This window comes from Streptomyces sp. Ru71 (assembly GCF_002920535.1).
In the GTDB taxonomy this organism is placed as follows: Bacteria; Actinomycetota; Actinomycetes; order Streptomycetales; family Streptomycetaceae; genus Streptomyces.
On sequence record NZ_PQSS01000055.1, the window covers coordinates 1 to 17437 of the forward strand.

At 72.4% G+C, this 17437-nt stretch carries 14 protein-coding genes and 3 tRNA genes; 8 read left to right on the forward strand and 9 right to left on the reverse strand.

The window, feature by feature from the left end; translation table 11 throughout:
* The coding region (locus tag C3489_RS26650; protein ID WP_374936782.1) for an HAD family hydrolase at positions 1 to 980 on the forward strand (980 nt) is incomplete at its 5' end.
* A 148-nt stretch (positions 981 to 1128) separates the two neighbouring features.
* Positions 1129 to 2166 (forward strand): rod shape-determining protein, encoded by a 1038-nt coding sequence (locus C3489_RS26655; RefSeq protein WP_103784620.1) that lies wholly within the window; start codon positions 1129 to 1131, stop codon positions 2164 to 2166.
* Positions 2167 to 2506: 340 nt separating this feature from the next.
* On the opposite strand, the gene C3489_RS26660 is transcribed toward C3489_RS26655, so the two are convergent.
* A complete protein-coding gene (locus C3489_RS26660) occupies positions 2507 to 3457 on the reverse strand; it encodes an anti-sigma factor RsbA family regulatory protein (protein WP_103784621.1) in 951 nt (316 codons plus the stop codon).
* Complete coding sequence (locus C3489_RS26665) at positions 3454 to 3807, reverse strand: STAS domain-containing protein (RefSeq protein ID WP_258054953.1); 354 nt, start codon at positions 3805 to 3807, stop codon at positions 3454 to 3456. The genes C3489_RS26660 and C3489_RS26665 overlap by 4 nt, the downstream gene beginning before the upstream one ends.
* A 245-nt stretch (positions 3808 to 4052) precedes the next feature.
* On the opposite strand from C3489_RS26665, the gene C3489_RS26670 reads away from it, so the two are divergent.
* Positions 4053 to 4700 carry an ANTAR domain-containing protein gene (locus tag C3489_RS26670; protein ID WP_374936783.1) on the forward strand — a complete coding sequence of 216 codons (648 nt, stop codon included), beginning with the start codon at positions 4053 to 4055 and terminating at the stop codon, positions 4698 to 4700.
* Positions 4701 to 4765: 65 nt separating this feature from the next.
* Positions 4766 to 4921, forward strand: a complete 156-nt coding sequence (locus C3489_RS38820; RefSeq protein WP_181139858.1) for a hypothetical protein — start codon at positions 4766 to 4768, stop codon at positions 4919 to 4921.
* A 112-nt stretch (positions 4922 to 5033) separates the two neighbouring features.
* Here the strand turns inward: C3489_RS38820 and C3489_RS26675 are convergent.
* The 3 genes from C3489_RS26675 to C3489_RS26685 form a co-directional block, all read right to left on the reverse strand.
* A tRNA-Ile gene (locus C3489_RS26675) sits at positions 5034 to 5110 on the reverse strand.
* A 189-nt stretch (positions 5111 to 5299) separates the two neighbouring features.
* Positions 5300 to 5372, reverse strand: a tRNA-Asn gene (locus tag C3489_RS26680).
* Positions 5373 to 5377: 5 nt separating this feature from the next.
* A tRNA-Asn gene (locus tag C3489_RS26685) sits at positions 5378 to 5450 on the reverse strand.
* Between the two features lie 158 nt (positions 5451 to 5608).
* Here C3489_RS26685 and C3489_RS26690 point away from each other — a divergent pair.
* The 4 genes from C3489_RS26690 (at position 5609) to C3489_RS26705 (ending at position 11317) form a co-directional block, all read left to right on the forward strand.
* The gene (locus C3489_RS26690) at positions 5609 to 5923 is read left to right on the forward strand and encodes a hypothetical protein (protein ID WP_103784622.1); all 315 of its coding nucleotides are present in this window, start codon (positions 5609 to 5611) and stop codon (positions 5921 to 5923) included.
* A 153-nt stretch (positions 5924 to 6076) separates the two neighbouring features.
* On the forward strand, positions 6077 to 7516 hold the full coding sequence (locus C3489_RS26695; RefSeq protein ID WP_103784623.1) for an FGGY family carbohydrate kinase: 1440 nt from the start codon (positions 6077 to 6079) through the stop codon (positions 7514 to 7516).
* A gap of 139 nt (positions 7517 to 7655) precedes the next feature.
* Positions 7656 to 9389 (forward strand): ABC transporter ATP-binding protein, encoded by a 1734-nt coding sequence (locus C3489_RS26700; RefSeq protein WP_103784624.1) that lies wholly within the window; start codon positions 7656 to 7658, stop codon positions 9387 to 9389.
* Positions 9389 to 11317, forward strand: a complete 1929-nt coding sequence (locus C3489_RS26705; protein WP_103784625.1) for an ABC transporter ATP-binding protein — start codon at positions 9389 to 9391, stop codon at positions 11315 to 11317. The genes C3489_RS26700 and C3489_RS26705 overlap by 1 nt, the downstream gene beginning before the upstream one ends.
* A 39-nt stretch (positions 11318 to 11356) precedes the next feature.
* Here C3489_RS26705 and C3489_RS26710 read toward each other — a convergent pair whose 3' ends face one another.
* The 4 genes from C3489_RS26710 to C3489_RS26725 all read right to left on the reverse strand — a co-directional run bounded on the left by C3489_RS26710 (position 11357) and on the right by C3489_RS26725 (position 17420).
* Complete coding sequence (locus C3489_RS26710; RefSeq protein WP_103784660.1) at positions 11357 to 12625, reverse strand: RNA polymerase sigma factor; 1269 nt, start codon at positions 12623 to 12625, stop codon at positions 11357 to 11359.
* A 101-nt stretch (positions 12626 to 12726) separates the two neighbouring features.
* Positions 12727 to 14631, reverse strand: a complete 1905-nt coding sequence (gene dnaG / locus C3489_RS26715) for a DNA primase (RefSeq protein ID WP_103784626.1) — start codon at positions 14629 to 14631, stop codon at positions 12727 to 12729.
* Between the two features lie 122 nt (positions 14632 to 14753).
* A complete protein-coding gene (locus tag C3489_RS26720; RefSeq protein WP_103784627.1) occupies positions 14754 to 16019 on the reverse strand; it encodes an NAD(P)/FAD-dependent oxidoreductase in 1266 nt (421 codons plus the stop codon).
* Positions 16020 to 16163: 144 nt separating this feature from the next.
* Positions 16164 to 17420: a deoxyguanosinetriphosphate triphosphohydrolase gene (locus C3489_RS26725; protein WP_103784628.1), complete on the reverse strand. Its 1257-nt coding sequence runs from the start codon at positions 17418 to 17420 to the stop codon at positions 16164 to 16166.
* Between the last annotated feature and the right edge of the window lie 17 nt (positions 17421 to 17437).

Genomic DNA, 17437 nt, shown 5'->3' on the forward strand with positions numbered 1-17437 from the left:
CGACTTCACCGCCGTCGTCGAGCTGTCCTGCGGGTCGAGGACCGGTCGCTTCGTGCAGCCCATCCGGGGACGTCGTCGGGCGGCTGCGGGCGCAGGTGCGGGAGCGGGCGGCGGCGATCACCGCACGGTACGCGCTGCGCCGGGCGGCCGGTGCCGAGCGGGCGGTGAACAACGAGCTGGGCCGCCGGCCGGTGCCGGGGCTCGTGGTGTCCTGCTCGGTGCGGCTGGCTCCGGAGGGTGCGACCGCGCCGGTGCCGCAGCCGGTCGTGGCCGCGCCGTCGGCGGACGTGCCGCTGACCGAGATGCTGGCGCGGGCGAGGACCGTGCTCGTCGGCTTCGACGGGCCGGTCGCCCGGCTGTTCTCGGCGGCGGCGGCCCGCGCGGCCGCGCTCGACCTGCTGGCGCTGGTCAGCGAGCACCGCGACCCGGAGGACGCCCTGACGGGCCGTCCGCTGGCCGCACAGGCGGCACGCGAGGCGTCGGTGCACCCGCTGGACGTGCTGCGGGCGTTCGCCCGCCACCGGCTGGGGCCGCTGCTGCGCGAACGACTGGACGAGCTGGAGCTGCGGGCCGTGCCGGACGCGCCCACCACCCACAACTGCGCGCCGCTGGTCCGCGCCCTGCACGGCTCCGGGCGCCGGGTCTCCGTGGTCACGGACGTGGGCGTGCGGGCGGTGCACCGGTATCTGGAGCCGTACCGGCTGCCGCTGGACGGCGTGCACGGCCGCGCCGAGGACCTCACCCGGCTGATGCCGGAGCCGGACTGCCTGCTGCGGGCGCTGGACCGGCCCGCACCGGCCGATGTGCTGATCGGGTCCTCGCCCGCCGAGCTGGCGGCGGCGCAGCGGGCGGGGATCCGGTTCGTGGGCCTGGCCCGCAATCCGACCGCCGAGCGGCGGCTGCGGGAGGCGGGCTGCGAGTTCACCGTGTCCTCGCTCGGTCCGCTGCTGGAGGCGGCGCGCGCCCTGCCGCCGGCGTGATTCGCCTTTATCCCGAAACCTACTTCGGATATCTCGGGCGAAACACCCGTTCAGCGGCGCCCCGCCCGGCCCTCTCCAGCAAGCGGCCCCCCTCCCGCCCCCGCAGGATGCGAAGCAGGCCCGCCACTCTCGGGAGGAACCGCCAGCCATGACCGCCAGTCTGGAGCAGTTGCGCCGCTGCCACTTCGCCGTCGACCTGGGGGCGGCCCGCACCCGTGTCTACGTCAAGGGCGCCGGGCTCGTCGTCGACCAGCCGTCCGCCGCCGCCGTCAACACCCGCACCGGCGCGCTGATCGCGGTCGGCGAGTTCGCCGAGAAGATGACCGGCCGTACCCCCCACTACATCCGGGTGGTGCGCCCCGTGTCCGGCGGCACGGTCGTCGACATCGAGATGGCTCAGCGCATGCTGCGGCATCTGCTGGGCGACAAGACCCGCCGTCAGCTGCGCCGCAAACCCTTCCTGCGCGCCGCCGCCTGCACCCCGCACGACGCCGACCCGCTCGCCCAGCGCGCCGCGATCGAGACGCTCGTCGGACTGGGCGCGCGGCGCGTGGAACTGGTCGACACGCTCATCGCCGCCGCGGTCGGCTGCGGACTGCCCGTGGAACGAGCCGAAGCCACCATGATCATGGTGTGCGGGGCGGCGGCCACCCAAGTGGCCGTGCTCTCCCTCGGCTCCATCGTCACCGCCGAGCGCATCCCGGTCGGCGGCGAGGCCGTGGACCACGCGATCGTGCAGCACCTGCGCCACGAGCACGAACTGATGCTGCCCAGCCAGTCCGTACGGCCGCTGCAGCTCGCCCTGTCCGGCAACGGGCTCACCCCGCACGGCCCGGCGTCCACCGAGATCCACGGCCGGGACGTGGCCACGGGGCTCGCCCGCAGCGTCCGGATCGACACCGCCGCCGTGCGGGACGCCATCCAGACGCCGCTGACCGCCGTGCTCGACGGCATCGGCAAGGTGCTGCGGGACTGCCCGCCCGATCTGGTCGCCGACCTCGCCGACCGGGGGATCATGATGGTCGGCGGCTCCGCCCTGCTGCCCGGTTTCGACCAGATGCTGCGTCAGGCCACCGGGATGCCCGTGCACATCGCCGACCGGCCCGACATCTGCGCCGCGCAGGGCCTGGGCGCCATGCTGGAGGGCCGCATCGAACCGCTCAGCCTGGACCCGCTGGGGGCCTGAGCGGCACGCCGCTCTCCGCGACCGGCCCTAGGCCCTGTCGTTTGGATCATCCCGGCGTCGCGGGGTCCGGCACGCTCCCCCGAGCTCTGCGAGCAGGGGGCACCCCCTCCCCAAGCTCTTCGAGCAGGGGGGACCCCCAGCCGCGTTGTCGTCGGTTGCCAACTCCCCCAAGCTCTTCGAGCAGGGGGCACCCCCACCGCGTTGTCGCCCTCCTCCGCCTTGCAGCTGCACGCCCCCCCCCCGCTCGAATCGAGCTCGCGCGGGGGCGCCCCCATCGCCCCCGCTCGGCTCGGCCGAGACGGGACGTCACTCTCAGCCGGCCTGATCCAAACGACAGGGCCTAGCGGGCCAGGTAGCTGCGGATGGTCGTGCCGTTCCCCCCGGTGTGCGTCCGCACCAGGTCGCTGACCAGGTTCACCAGCAGCAGCCCCCGGCCACCGCGCTGGTCTCGGGGTACGGGCCTGCGGCCGGCCAGCGGATCGGCGAGCCGCCCGGCGTCGCGGACCTCGCACACCACGTGCCCGTCCTCGGCCCACACCCGCAGCGTGCCGCGGCCGCCGCCGTGCACCACGCTGTTGGTGGTCAGTTCGGCCGCGACCAGCGCCAGGTCGTCCAGCCGCACGCCCTCCAGCCCGAGCCGCGCGCCCTCACCGACCGCGTGGTGCCGGGCCCCGGAGAGCGTGGCCCGGTCGAAGTCGTGGGAGGGGACGTCCGGCGCGGGCGGCAGCGGCTCGTTGTAGCGGGCGACGACCTCGGCGGGCGCGTACGCGTGGCTGTCCCGCTCCACCGTGGCCCCGCTCGGGATCACCGTGGGATGGGTGGCGTAGGCGTCGGCGACCACCCGCTCCGGCAGCCGGACGACGTCGTACGGGCACAGGATCGTCACCTCACGGCCCTCGAACGCCGCGTTGATCAGCGCCTCGTGCTGCACGCAGGCGGGGTACTCGGTGGCGCTGCGGCCGGCCCAGATCGGCTCGCCGATGATCCGCACCCGGCGCCCGGCCGGCTGGGCGTCGGCGAAGGCGCGCAGCACCCCGGGGATGATCCGGCCGGGGTTGCGTCCGGCCTCGCGCATGTCGAGCAGCCGCACCCGGCCGGCGTCCTCGCCCAGCTCCTCGCGGATCAGCCGCAGGTTGTCGCCGGGGACGGCGACCGCGACGGGCTCACCGGCGTCCAGTCCGGCCCGGACGAAGGACACGGTGCCGACGACGTACTCCTCGGGGTCGCGGTAGAACAGGGCCGGGTGGACGAAGGGGTCGTCGAGAGCGGCGGACGCCTCGCTCGTACTCATGACATCGACACCTCGATCGCCGCGATTCCGGGCCAGAGCATATCCAGCACCCTGCGCACCACGGCCGGCGGCCGGTGCAGCACGATCCTGCGCCCGTCCGGCAGCCGCTGTGCGGCGGCCGCGAGCGCACCGACCCCGGCGACGTCGACGAACGTCACCGCGGACAGCTCCAGGTAGTACTCATCCTCGTCCTCGCACAGCACGCCCTCCAGGGCACGTTCCCACTCCCCGCGCGTCCCCAGGCTGATCTCGCCCATGGCCCGCAGACCGGACCGCCCGGGCAGCGGGAGCAGTGTCAGTGCCGGCGCCACGTCGGCGGACCCGGCCGGGATCCCGTACCGGCTGTCCACATCCGCCTCCTCCTCGACGATCACCGTCTACCCGCCCGTCCCCCGGCCATGCGCCTGGTGTGCCCGTTCCCGCCGGCCGCCCCGGCCATGTGTAGGGAGACGGTACGCCGGGCAGGCGGACCGCGAGCACGAAACCGGACCGAAAGGCACAGGGGGCGCACGACGCCGTGACGACCGTCTCAGAGCACCGGGACGCAGACCGAACCGCCACAGCCCGGCCGCCGCTGACCGGACAGCTGGACACGCTGGTCGTCGAGGCCCGCGTGACTCACGGGCGGGCCGTGCTGCGACCACGCGGGGAACTCGTCCACGGCTGCGCCCGGACCCTGGCGCGCACGCTGGACGAGCTGCCGGCCGGGGTGCGGGAGATCGAGCTGGACATGTCCGGGGTGCACTTCATGGACACGGCCGGGCTGGCCTTCCTGGACCTGCTCGACGACCACCGGTACCGGCACGGGGTGACCGTGACCACCGGGAACTGGCGGGGCCAGCCGCGCCGCATCCTGGAGCTGGCCGGCCTGGACGGCACCGAGCCGCTGCGCAGCGCCGCCCACGGCGGTGCGGGGCCCGCCGGCCCGCCGCCGCGCACCACGTCGGCGGTGGCGCTGGAGCGCGCGGAGCGACTGCGGATGCTCCAGGAGGAGGTCGCGCAGCTGCGGCACGCCATCGCCTCGCGCCCGGTGATCGACCAGGCGCGCGGCATGCTGATGGCCACGCACGGCTGCAGCTCGCAGGAGGCGTGGACGATCCTGCGGGAGACCTCCCAGCTGTCCAACACCAAGCTGCGCACGGTGGCCGCGATGGTCACGGCCGGCGCGGGGGCCGACGGCGCTCCCCCGCCGCCGAGGATCCGCACGGCCCTGCGCACGGCGGTGGCCCGCCACCGCGTCTGACGCGCGTGTGGGCCGGTGATCTCCCGGGGTACTCGGCGCTCGACCGACGGACCCGGGAGGACACCATGACCACCCAACCCACCCCGTCCCAGGCCGAGGGCGAGCCGGACACCTCCGACCCGACGGACGAGCCGACGACCCCGCAGACGACACCGTCCCAGGCGGAGGGCGAGCGCGACGACGACACCGAGGTGACGGCGACGGCCGACACCACGCAGTGATCCGAGAGGGTGGCCGGAATCGGCCATGCGACTGAACGAGGCCCGGCACATCGGCGTGCCGGGCCTCACTTGTCGTATCCGCAGCTAGAAACGCTTCTGCACCTGTGGCGCCTGGTGGGGCGGGTGGGACTCGAACCCACGGCCGACGGATTATGAGTCCGCTGCTCTAACCGGCTGAGCTACCGCCCCATAGCGGCGTGTCGCGTACACGTGTACGCGCCGTGTGCCGCAGCATAGCCGCTCATACGATCTCCTGCCTCGCAGGGGCGACCTCGTATGCCCGCCACGAGCACGTCACATCTCTACAGGACCGCCCCGTCGCGCGGACGGTTCCCACCGCAATGAAAAAGGACCCCTACGGGGTCCTCGTTCAGCATGCTCCCCCGACTGGACTCGAACCAGTAACCTGCCGGTTAACAGCCGGCTGCTCTGCCAATTGAGCTACGGAGGACCGAGCTCCCCCGACTGGACTCGAACCAGTAACCTGCCGGTTAACAGCCGGCTGCTCTGCCAATTGAGCTACGGAGGAATGCCTCGTTCGCATCGAACGGACCTCCTGGGGTATCCGCCAGGGGGCGCTCGCTCGCTGCGACACATACATTAGCGCAAGCAGGGGGGTGCTCCGCCAATCGGTACCCCCGGCGCCGACGCCGCACCGCAGGACCGACACGAGGAAGGGTGGCCGCCATGCGCTACCGGCTCACGTTCGCCGCCGGACTCGCCCTGGGCTACGTGCTGGGCACGAAGGCCGGACGCGAACGCTACGAGCAGCTGAAGAAGTCCGCCCAGCAGCTGAGGCAGAACCCGGCCGTCCGCAACACCGCCGAGACGGCCGCCCAGCAGGGCCGCCAGTTCGCGGGCAAGGCGTACCACGCGGTCAGCGACCGCGTCGGCGACCACGTCCACATCCCCGACTCGGTGGCCCACCGGGTCAAGGCCCTGCGCGAACGCAGCGCCCACAACGGAGGAGCAAGCGACGACTGGGGCACGAGCAACACCTAGCCTTTCCGGCGCAGGGTGCTCGGACCCACCTCAAGGGGCGCGGGGAACTGCGCGAGCAACCACCCACGACCCGCACCCGACGACGAAGACCAGGCACCCCGATAACGCGCCCCCCACCCAAGCCGGCGCAGCGCTACGGCACAATCGGTGCTCATGGGGATAGTCGCCGGCTTGGACAGCTCACCGGACTTCACGCGCATCGTGGTCTGCGACACGGACACCGGTGCCGTACTGCGCCAGGGATACGCCCCGCATCCCGTGGAGGGGCGCCCGAGCGACGTGGACCCGCAGGCCTGGCTGCTCTCCCTCGGTGAGGCGGCCGGCGGCGGGCTCCTCGAAGGCGTGCAGGCGATCGGCGTCTCCGCGCAGCAGAACGCGCTGATCCCGCTGGACGCGCAGGGCGCCACCGTGCGCCCGGCGCTGGCCGGCGGCGACAAGCGGGCGCAGGTCGCGGCGGCCGACCTGGTGGACGCGCTCGGCGGGCGTGAGGCGTGGGCGCAGGCCGTGGGCTGTGTGCCGCAGGCCGCGCAGCCGGTGACCAAGCTGCGCTGGCTGGCCCGCAGCGAGCCGGACAACGCGCGGCGCACGGCGGTGCTGCTGCAGGCCCACGACTGGCTGGTGTGGCAGCTGCTGGGCCGGCCCGTCCGGAGGACCACGGACCGGGGCGGCGCCTCGGGCACCGGGTACTGGTCGGCGGCCACCGGCGCCTACCGGCCGGACCTGGTCGAGCTGGCGCTCGGCCACCAGGCGATGCTGCCGGAGGTGATCGGCCCCGCCGAGGCGGCCGGTACGACACCGGAGGGGCTGCTGATCTCGGCCGGCACCGGCGAGACGATGGCCGCCGCGTTCGGGCTCGGGATCGGGCTGGGGGACGCGGTGGTGTCCCTGGGCGCGTCGGGTTCGGTGATGGCCGTCCACCCCGAGGCGCTCGTCGACAGCACCGGGATGATCACCTCGCTGGCCGACGCGACCGGGATGCACCTGCCGGTCGTCACCACGCTCAACGCCGTCCGGGCCCTGCGCGGCGCCGCCGAACTGCTGGGGCTGCCGGACCTGGAGAGCCTGTCCGACCTGGCGATGAAGTCGACGCCGGGCGCGCACGGGCTGGTGCTGCTGCCATATCTGGAGGGTGAGCGCACCCCGCACCTGCCGCACACGGCGGGCACGCTGGCCGGGCTGCGGCGGGAGTCGATGAAGCCGGAGCACCTCGCGCGCGCCGCGTTCGAGGGGATGCTGTGCGGGCTCGCGGACGCGCTCGACGTGCTGCGCGGCCGGGGTGTGGACGTGCGGCGGATCTTCCTGCTGGGCGCGGCGGCGGAGCTGCCCGCGGTGCAGGCGGCGGCGCCCTCGCTGTTCGGCGCGCAGGTCGTCGTGCCGCAGCCGGCGGACTACGCGGCGATCGGCGCGGCGCGGCAGGCCGCGTGGGCGCTCGGGGTGTCGCAGGGCACGCTCGACCCGCGCACCCCGCCGGCCTGGCAGGGCGCGGCGGCGCAGGTGCTGGAGCCCGGTGAGGAACTGGCGGTCGGTCAGGCGGTGCGCCAGCAGTTCGTGTCGGTGCGGGAGCAGACCCACCCGGGGGCGCTGCGGCCGTGAGGGCCCACAGGCCGTGCGGCTCGCCGGGCCGTGAGGACCCACCGGTCGGCTTATCGGTTGAGGTAACGCGGGTGGAGTGTTCGACGATAGGGGCCACGGGCAACCGACGTGCCCCTGACGCCGACCGAGAGAACCCAGCGTGCTCATACGACTGCTACGGACCCATCTGAGGCCCTACAAGAAACCGATCGCCGTGCTGGTGCTGCTGCAGTTCCTGCAGACCTGCGCCACCCTGTACCTGCCCACGCTCAACGCGGACATCATCGACAACGGTGTCGTCAACGGCGACACCGGCTACATCCTCGGCCACGGCGGCCTGATGATCGGCATCTCGCTGGCGCAGGTCGTGTGCAACATCGGCGCCGTGTACTTCGGCGCGCGCACCGCCTCCGCGCTCGGCCGGGACGTGCGGGCCGCGGTCTTCGACCGGGTGCAGTCCTTCTCGGCGCGTGAGGTGGGTCACTTCGGAGCGCCCTCGCTCATCACCCGTACGACGAACGACGTGCAGCAGGTCCAGATGCTGGTCCTGATGACGTTCACCCTGATGGTGTCGGCGCCCATCATGTGCGTGGGCGGCATCGTGCTGTCGCTGGGACTTGATGTGCCGCTGTCCGGGGTGCTGGTCGCGGTGGTCCCGGTGCTGGCGGCCTGCGTCGCGCTGATCGTGCGCCGGCTGCGGCCGCTGTTCCGTTCCATGCAGGTGCGGCTGGACACGGTGAACCGGGTGCTGCGCGAGCAGATCACCGGCAACCGTGTCATCCGGGCCTTCGTGCGCGACGAGTACGAGCAGCAGCGCTTCCGGAAGGCCAACACCGAGCTGACCGAGGTGGCGCTGGGCACCGGCAATCTGCTCGCGCTGATGTTCCCGATGGTCATGACGGTCGTGAACCTGTCGTCGATCGCCGTGGTGTGGTTCGGCGCGCACCGCATCGACAGCGGCGGGATGCAGATCGGCGATCTGACGGCGTTCCTCGCCTATCTGATGCAGATCGTCATGTCCGTGATGATGGCCACCTTCATGTTCATGATGGTGCCGCGCGCCGAGGTGTGCGCCGAGCGCGTCCAGGAGGTGCTGGACACGGAGTCGAGCGTCGTGCCGCCGCTCGCGCCGGTCACCGAGCTGCGCCGGCACGGGCATCTGGAGATCCGCGCGGCCGGCTTCCGCTACCCGGGCGCCGAGGAGCCGGTGCTGAAGGCGATCGACCTCGTCGCGCGGCCCGGTGAGGTGACCGCCGTGATCGGCTCCACCGGCAGCGGCAAGTCGACGCTGCTCGGGCTGGTGCCGCGGCTGTTCGACGCCACGGACGGCGAGGTGCTCGTCGACGGCGTGGACGTACGCGAGATCGAGCCGAGGACGCTGGCGCGGACGGTCGGCATGGTGCCGCAGAAGCCGTACCTGTTCGCCGGGACGGTCGCGAGCAATCTGCGCTACGGCAATCCGGACGCCACCGACGAGCAGCTGTGGCACGCGCTGGAGGTGGCGCAGGCCAAGGACTTCGTCAGCCGGCTGGAGGGCGGGCTCGACGCGCCCATCGCGCAGGGCGGCACCAACGTCTCCGGCGGTCAGCGCCAGCGGCTCGCCATCGCCCGCACCCTGGTGCAGCGCCCGGAGATCTACCTGTTCGACGACTCCTTCTCCGCGCTGGACTACGCCACCGACGCCGCGCTGCGTGCCGCGCTGGGCCGGGAGACGGCCGAGGCGACCGTGGTGATCGTCGCCCAGCGGGTGGCGACCATCCGGGACGCCGACCGGATCGTCGTCCTCGACGAGGGCCGGGTCGTGGGCACGGGCACCCACCACGAGCTGATGGCCGACAACGAGACCTACCGGGAGATCGTGCTCTCCCAGCTGACGGAAGCGGAGGCTGCCTGATGGCGGGGCCCATGGGGCGGATGATGGCCGGGGGCGGCCCCGACAGCCGTTCGCTGGACTTCAAGAACTCGGGCAAACGGCTCGTCTCCCAGTTCAAGCCGGAGCGGGTCACCATCTACGCGCTGCTGGCGTGCGTGGTGGTCAGCGTCGGGCTGAGCGTGATCGGCCCGAAGATCCTCGGCAAGGCCACCGACCTGGTCTTCGCCGGGATCATCGGCCGGCACATGCCGGCCGGCACGACCAAGGAGCAGGCGCTGGCCGCCATGCGGGAGCGGGGCCAGGAACGGGTCGCCGACATGCTGAGCGGCACCGACTTCACGCCCGGCAAGGGCATCGACTTCGGCGCGGTCGGCAACGTCCTGCTGCTCGCGCTCGGCACGTTCCTGCTCGCCGGTCTGCTGATGGCGGTGGCGACGCGGCTGGTGAACCGGGCCGTGAACCGCACCATGTTCCGGCTGCGCGAGAACGTGCAGACGAAGCTGTCGCGGCTTCCGCTGTCGTACTTCGACAAGCGGCAGCGCGGCGAGGTGCTGTCCCGGGCGACCAACGACATCGACAACATCGGGCAGACGCTCCAGCAGTCGATGGGCCAGCTCATCAACTCGCTGCTGACGATCATCGGCGTGCTGGCGATGATGTTCTGGGTCTCCTGGATCCTGGCGCTGGTCGCGCTGGTGACCGTGCCGCTGTCGTTCGTGGTCGCCACCCGCGTCGGCAAGCGCTCGCAGCCGCACTTCGTGCAGCAGTGGCGCTCCACCGGCAAGCTGAACGCGCACATCGAGGAGATGTACACCGGGCACACCCTGGTGAAGGTGTTCGGCCGGCAGCAGGAGTCGGCGCGGCAGTTCGCCGAGCAGAACGAGGCGCTGTACGAGGCCGGGTTCAAGGCGCAGTTCAACAGCGGCATCATGCAGCCGCTGATGATGTGCGTGTCGAACCTGAACTATGTGCTGGTCGCGGTGGTCGGCGGCCTGCGGGTCGCGTCGGGTGCGCTGTCGATCGGTGATGTGCAGGCGTTCATCCAGTACTCCCGCCAGTTCTCCATGCCGCTGACGCAGGTCGCGTCGATGGCGAACCTGGTGCAGTCGGGCGTGGCCTCAGCGGAGCGCATCTTCGAACTGCTGGACGCCGAGGAGCAGGAGGCGGACCCGGTGCCGGCCGAGAGGCCCGTCGAGCTGCGCGGCCGGGTGGAGCTGGACCGGGTGCAGTTCCGCTACGACCCGGACAGGCCGCTCATCGAGGACCTGTCGCTGAAGGTGGAGCCCGGTCAGACGGTCGCGATCGTCGGCCCGACCGGCGCGGGCAAGACCACGCTGGTCAACCTCCTGATGCGGTTCTACGACGTGACCGGCGGCCGCATCACCCTGGACGGCGTGGACATCGCGCGGATGTCCCGGGACGAACTGCGCGCCGGCATCGGCATGGTGCTGCAGGACACCTGGCTGTTCGGCGGCACCATCGCGGAGAACATCGCCTACGGCGCGGCGCGGGAGGTCACCCGCGGGGAGATCGAGGAAGCGGCGCGCGCGGCGCACGCCGACCGGTTCGTGCGCACCCTGCCCGACGGCTACGACACCGTCATCGACGACGAGGGCACCGGCGTCAGCGCCGGTGAGAAGCAGCTGATCACCATCGCGCGGGCGTTCCTGTCCGACCCGGTGATCCTGGTCCTGGACGAGGCGACCAGCTCCGTCGACACCCGTACCGAGGTGCTGATCCAGAAGGCGATGGCCAAGCTCCAGCACGGGCGGACGTCGTTCGTGATCGCGCACCGGCTCTCCACGATCCGGGACGCGGACACGATCCTCGTCATGGAGAACGGCTCGATCGTGGAGCAGGGCTCGCACACTGAGCTGCTCGCGGCCGGCGGGGCCTACGAGCGGCTGTACCGGGCGCAGTTCGCGCAGGCCGTGGCCGAGGTCGACTGACCCATCCGGCGGGTCGCCCGGTGCCGGGCGACCCGCCGCTCAGTCCAGATAGCCCCTCAGCTGGTCCGCGAAGGCGTGGTCGCGGAGCTTGTTGAGGGTCTTGGACTCGATCTGCCGTATCCGCTCGCGGGTCACCCCGAACAGGCGGCCGATCTCCTCCAGGGTGCGCGGGCGCCCGTCGATGAGCCCGTAGCGCAGCTGGACGACCTTGCGCTCGCGTTCCCCGAGCGTGGACAGCACGGCTTCCAGGTGCTCCCGCAGCAGCAGGAACGCGGCCGACTCCACGGGGGAGGCCGCGTCGCCGTCCTCGATGAGGTCGCCGAGGGCGACGTCCTCCTCCTCGCCGACCGGGGCGTGCAGCGAGACCGGTTCCTGCGCGAGCCGCAGTACCTCGCTCACCCGCTCGGGCAGCAGGTCGAGCTCGGTGGCGACCTCCTCGGGCGTGGGTTCGTATCCGCGTTCCTGGAGCATGCGGCGCTGCACGCGCACGACCCGGTTGATGAGTTCGACGACGTGGACGGGCACGCGGATGGTGCGGGCCTGGTCGGCGAGCGCCCGGGACATGGCCTGGCGGATCCACCAGGTGGCGTAGGTGGAGAACTTGTAGCCGCGCGCGTAGTCGAACTTCTCCACGGCCCGGATCAGCCCGAGGTTGCCCTCCTGCACCAGGTCGAGCATGGTCAGGCCGCGTCCGACGTAGCGCTTGGCGACGGAGACGACGAGCCGCAGGTTGGCCTCGATCAGCCGCCGCTTGGCGACCCGGCCCATGACGACGAGCCGGTCCAGGTCGTGTGCGAGGCGGCTGTCCAGGTCGGGGGTGCCGGCGAGCTTCTCCTCGGCGAACAGCCCGGCTTCCACGCGCCGGGCGAGTTCGACCTCCTCGGCGGCGGTGAGCAGCGGGATACGGCCGATCTCGCGCAGGTACTGGCGGAACAGGTCGGCGGAGGGACCGCCGGTCTCGGCCCGGGCGGGTGCCGCCGCCTCGACGGGCTCGGGGTCCGGCTCGGCTTCCGCTTCGGCGGCCTCCCCGGCGGCCTCGACGAGGGCCTCGGCCGGTGGTTCGGCGGGCTCGGGCACAGCCTCCGGGTGGTGCACGGCGGGGCCCTGCGGTGGGACCGCGCCCAAGAGGTCGGCCTCCGCGTCGGCTTCCGGGGTGTCGGCGCCGGTGGCCGTACCGCTGTCGTTCTGGATGAGCGTCTGGGTCTGCACGGGGGCGACCTCCAGGGTGATCGCTGCTGAGGTGAGCGGACCGCGGCGGGTGTGGGACCCGTGGGGGACGGATCGGCCGCGCTCCGGGGACTCAGGCACCACACCCAGTGTGGGGTACGACACATCGCGGAAACGAGGGGCGTGCGATGACTTTTTGCGTCCGGTTCGTGACCGGGTGGTGACCGTGGAGGCCGCGGGGGTCAGAGCGCGGCGGCGCCGTGCGCGCGCAGCGCCTGGTCGTACTGCTGCAGGACCCACAGTTCGTTCTGCACGGCGGCCAGGGTGGCCGGGTCGCCGGTGGCGCCGAGGCGGGTCAGCTGGGACTGGATCTCGGTGATGCGGCGTTCCACGGCGCGGCGGCGGACGGTGACCAGGACGGTGCCGGCGTAGGTGTCGTCGACGGTGCGGCGCAGGATCGCCTCGACCGCCAGCTCCGTGACCATGGCGCGGACCTGGTCGTCGGGTGCGGCCTCGCGGACCCGGACCAGGTACTCCTGGGCGTCCTGGATGCCCTGCTCGGCGCCGCCGGCGTCCAGGATCGCCTGGCGTACGGCGGCGTAGGGCGGGGCGGTGAACTCGTCGACGCCGTACGCGTCGAAGGCCGGGGAGACCAGCTCGGGGCGCTGCAGGGCGAGCTTGAGCAGTTCGCGTTCGGTGGCGTAGACGGGGTTGCGCAGGGTGAGGGCCGGGCCGGAGAACGCCGGTCCGGAGCCGGCCGCCCACTGCTGCCGCGGGGACTGCGCGGCGGGTGCCGGGCCCTTGCCGCCGCGGTCGCGGGCCCAGCGGGCCAGCTGGGCCACCCGCTTGACGACGAACTGGGTGTCGAGGATGCCGAGCATCCCGGCGAGCTGCACGGCGACCTCGTGCTGGGCGCCGCTGTTCTTGATGCGGGCGACGATCGGCGCGGCCTCGTCCAGGGCGGCGGCGCGGCCGGCGGGGGTGTCGAGGTCGTAGCGGGCGACGATCTGGCGCAGCGCGAACTCGAACAGCGGGGTGCGCGGCTCGACCAGGTCGGCGACCGCCTCGTCGCCCTTGACCAGGCGCAGCTCGCACGGGTCCATGCCGTCCGGCGCGATGGCGATGTAGGTCTCGGCGGCGAACTTCTGGTCGTCCTCGAAGGCGCGCAGGGCCGCCTTCTGGCCGGCCGCGTCGCCGTCGAAGGTGAAGATCACGCGGGCGCTGCCGTTGTCCATCAGCAGCCGGCGCAGGATCTTGATGTGGTCGGTGCCGAAGGCCGTGCCGCAGGTCGCGATGGCCGTCGTCACTCCGGCCAGATGGCAGGCCATGACGTCGGTGTAGCCCTCGACGACGACCGCGCGGGAGGACTTCGCGATGTCCTTCTTCGCCAGGTCGATGCCGTACAGCACCTGGCTCTTGCGGTAGAGCGCGGTGTCGGGGGTGTTGAGGTACTTCGGGCCGTTGTCCGCCTCGTACAGCTTGCGGGCGCCGAAGCCGACGACGTCGCCGCCGATGTCGCGGATGGGCCACATCAGGCGGCCGCGGAAGCGGTCGATGGGGCCGCGGCGGCCCTCCTGGGCGAGCCCGGACAGCAGCAGCTCCTTGTCCGTGAAGCCCTTGCCGCGCAGGTAGCGCACCAGGTGGTCCCAGCCCTGGGGGCTGTAGCCCACGCCGAAGTGCAGGGCGGCGTTCTGGTCGAAGCCGCGCTCGGCGAGGAAGATCCGGCCGGTGTCGGCCTCGGGGCTGGTGGCGAGCTGCTCGGCGTACCACTCGGCGGCCACCTTGTGCGCCTCGACCAGGCGGATGCGCTCGCCGCGCTGGTGGGCGGGGTTGTAGCCGCCCTCCTCGTAGCGCAGGGTGATGCCGGCCTGGCCGGCGAGGCGCTCGACGGCCTCGGAGAAGGTCAGGTGGTCGACCTTCATCACGAAGGCGATGGTGTCGCCGCCCTCCTGGCAGCCGAAGCAGTGGAAGAGTCCCTTGCTCGGGCTGACCTGGAAGGACGGCGACTTCTCGTCATGGAAGGGGCACAGGCCCTTGAGGTTGCCGCCCCCGGCGTTGCGCAGCTGGAGGTACTCGGAGACGACGGCGTCGATCGGGACCGCGTCCCGTACCGCCTTCACGTCCTCGTCTCTGATCCGTCCTGCCACGCGTGAATTCTACGGGGCGGGAGTGACACTTCCGGGGCCACCGGTCCGGCCCCCGGCCGGGGGTCCGGGGGTTCCCCCCCCCCGGGAATCACAGCACGGGGCGGGAGTGACAGGCCTGATGCTCAGGAAGCGAGGCGCTCCAGCGGCACGTGCGGGTCGGCCAGGGCTTCCAGGTCCACCGGGGTCCGGGCCCGGATCAGTTTCTGGATCGGCTCTGTGACGTCCCACACGTTCACGTTCATCCCGGCCAGGACGCGGCCCTCCTTCACCCAGAACGCGATGAACTCCCGCTTGCCGGCGTCCCCGCGGATCACGACCTCGTCGTACGTGCCCGGGGGCGCCCACCCGCTGTACTCCATGCCGAGGTCGTACTGGTCGGTGAAGAAGTAGGGGATGCGGTCGTAGACGACGTCCTTGCCGAGCATCGCGCGGGCGGCGGCCGGTCCGCCGTTGAGCGCGTTCGCCCAGTGCTCCACCCGCAGCCGGGTGTCGAACAGGGCGAGCGGGAAGGACGCCACGTCACCGGCCGCGTGGATGTCCGGGTCGGAGGTGCGCAGCCGCTCGTCGACCACGACCCCGCCGCCGTGCGCCCGGTCGGCGATCTCCAGGCCCGCGGCCTCGGCGAGGCCGGTGCGGGGCGCGGCACCGATCGCCGCGAGCACGTCGTGCGCCGGGTGCTCCTGGCCGTCGTCGGTGCGGGCCGCGAGGACCACGCCGTCCTGGCCGACGATCTCGGTGAGCCGGGCACCGAAGTGGAAGCGGACACCGTGCTCGCGGTGCAGCTGCGCGAAGACGTTGCCCAGCTCGGGTCCGAGCGCGCCGTGCAGCGGGGTCTGCGACGGCTCGATCACCGTGACCTCGGCGCCGTACTCGCGGGCCGCCGCCGCGACCTCCAGGCCGATCCAGCCGCCGCCGGCGATCAGGAGGTGGCCGTTGTCCCGGCCGAGCGAGGTCAGCACGTGCTTGAGCCGCTCGGCGTGCGCGAGGCGGCGCAGATGGTGCACACCCGCCAGGTCGGTGCCCGGGATGGCCAGCCGGCGCGGCTCGGCGCCGGTCGCCAGCAGCAGCTTGTCGTAGTGGACGACGGTGCCGTCGTCTCCGAAGCGGACCGTCTTGGCGGCGCGGTCGATCGCGTCGACCGTCTGGCCCAGGTGCAGTTCGATGTCGTTCTGCGCGTACCAGGCCGGTTCGTGCACGAAGACGCTGTCGCGCTCCTCCTTGCCGAGGAGGTAGCCCTTGGACAGCGGCGGGCGTTCGTAGGGGTGGTCGCGCTCGTCGCTGATCAGTATCACGCGCCCGGTGAAGCCCTCCGCGCGGAGCGTCTCGGCCGCCTTGGCGCCGGCCAGGCCGCCTCCGACGATGACGAATGTCTGGTCCGCGTCGACCACTTGATGCCTCCTCGTAAGGGTGCCGCCACAGGGGAGCGTCCCGCACGGAGCGTGATGCGGGAAGAGGGTGTGGCCCGATCAGGCCACGGAGGGTCACATTCGGGTGGGGTTCGTTCCGGGTCTACGGCACAGGAACCTCCAGTGTCACGCGTGTCTCGTCAGCCTGGCGTGAAGGGAACGCGCCGAGGCGTCGGTGAGGGAGGCGATCTGGTCGACGATCACCCGTTTGCGCGCCCGGTCGTCGCCGGCCTTGTCGAACAGGGCGCGGAACTGCGGGTCGAGACCGTCCGGCGCGCGGGCGGTGAGCGCCTCGGCCAGTTCCAGGACGACGACGCGCTGGTCGGCGCGCAGCCGCTCCTGCTCGTCGCGCTGCATGACGTACCGGTCGGCGACCGCCTTCAGCACGGCGCACTCCAGGCGGGTCTCCCACGGCACGACCAGCTCGGCGTCGTAGCGGGTGAGCCGGCCCGAGCCGTACGCCTCCCGGGTGGCGCCCTCGGCGGCCAGGCAGAACCGGCCGATGAGCTGGCTGGTGGCGTCCTTCAGACGGGCCTGCGCGACGGCCGAGCCGTCGTAGCCGTGCGGCCACCACGGTTCGTCCTGCAGCCGGTCCAGGGCGGCGGCCAGTTCCGCGGGATCGGTGTCCTCGGGAACGTACCGGCCGATCGCGACGCGGAAGATGTCCTGCCGTTCGGGCTCGGCGTGCAGGCACACGGGGTCGATGTGCCCGGCGTGCAGGCCGTCCTCGACGTCGTGCACCGAGTACGCCACGTCGTCCGACCAGTCCATGACCTGCGCCTCGAAGCATCTGCGCGTGCCGGGGGCCTGCTTGCGGACCCAGTCGAAGACCGGGCGGTCGTCCTCGTACACGCCGAACTTCCCCGAGGACGGGTCGGTGGGGTGGGCGCCGCGCGGCCACGGGTACTTGGTGGCGGCGTCCAGCGCGGCGCGGGTGAGGTTGAGGCCGACGGAGCCCTCCTCGGTGAAGCGTTTGGGTTCGATGCGGGTGAGGAGTCTGAGGGACTGGGCGTTGCCCTCGAATCCGCCGCAGTCCTCCGCGAACTCGTTCAGCGCCTGTTCGCCGTTGTGGCCGAAGGGCGGGTGGCCCAGGTCGTGGGAGAGGCAGGCCGCCTCCACCAGGTCCGGATCGCAGCCGAGGGCCGCGCCGAGCTCCCGGCCCACCTGGGCGCACTCCAGGGAGTGGGTGAGCCGGGTGCGGGGGCTGGCGTCCCAGGCCGTGGCGCTGCGCTCGCCGGGGGTGACGACCTGGGTTTTGCCGGCGAGCCTTCTCAGGGCCGCGCTGTGCAGGACTCGGGCTCGGTCGCGCTGGAACGCGGTGCGGCCGGGGCGTTTTTCCGGTTCTTGGGCCCAGCGTTCGGTGTCCTGCTCGTCGTACGGCATGTCTCGACAGTAAGCGG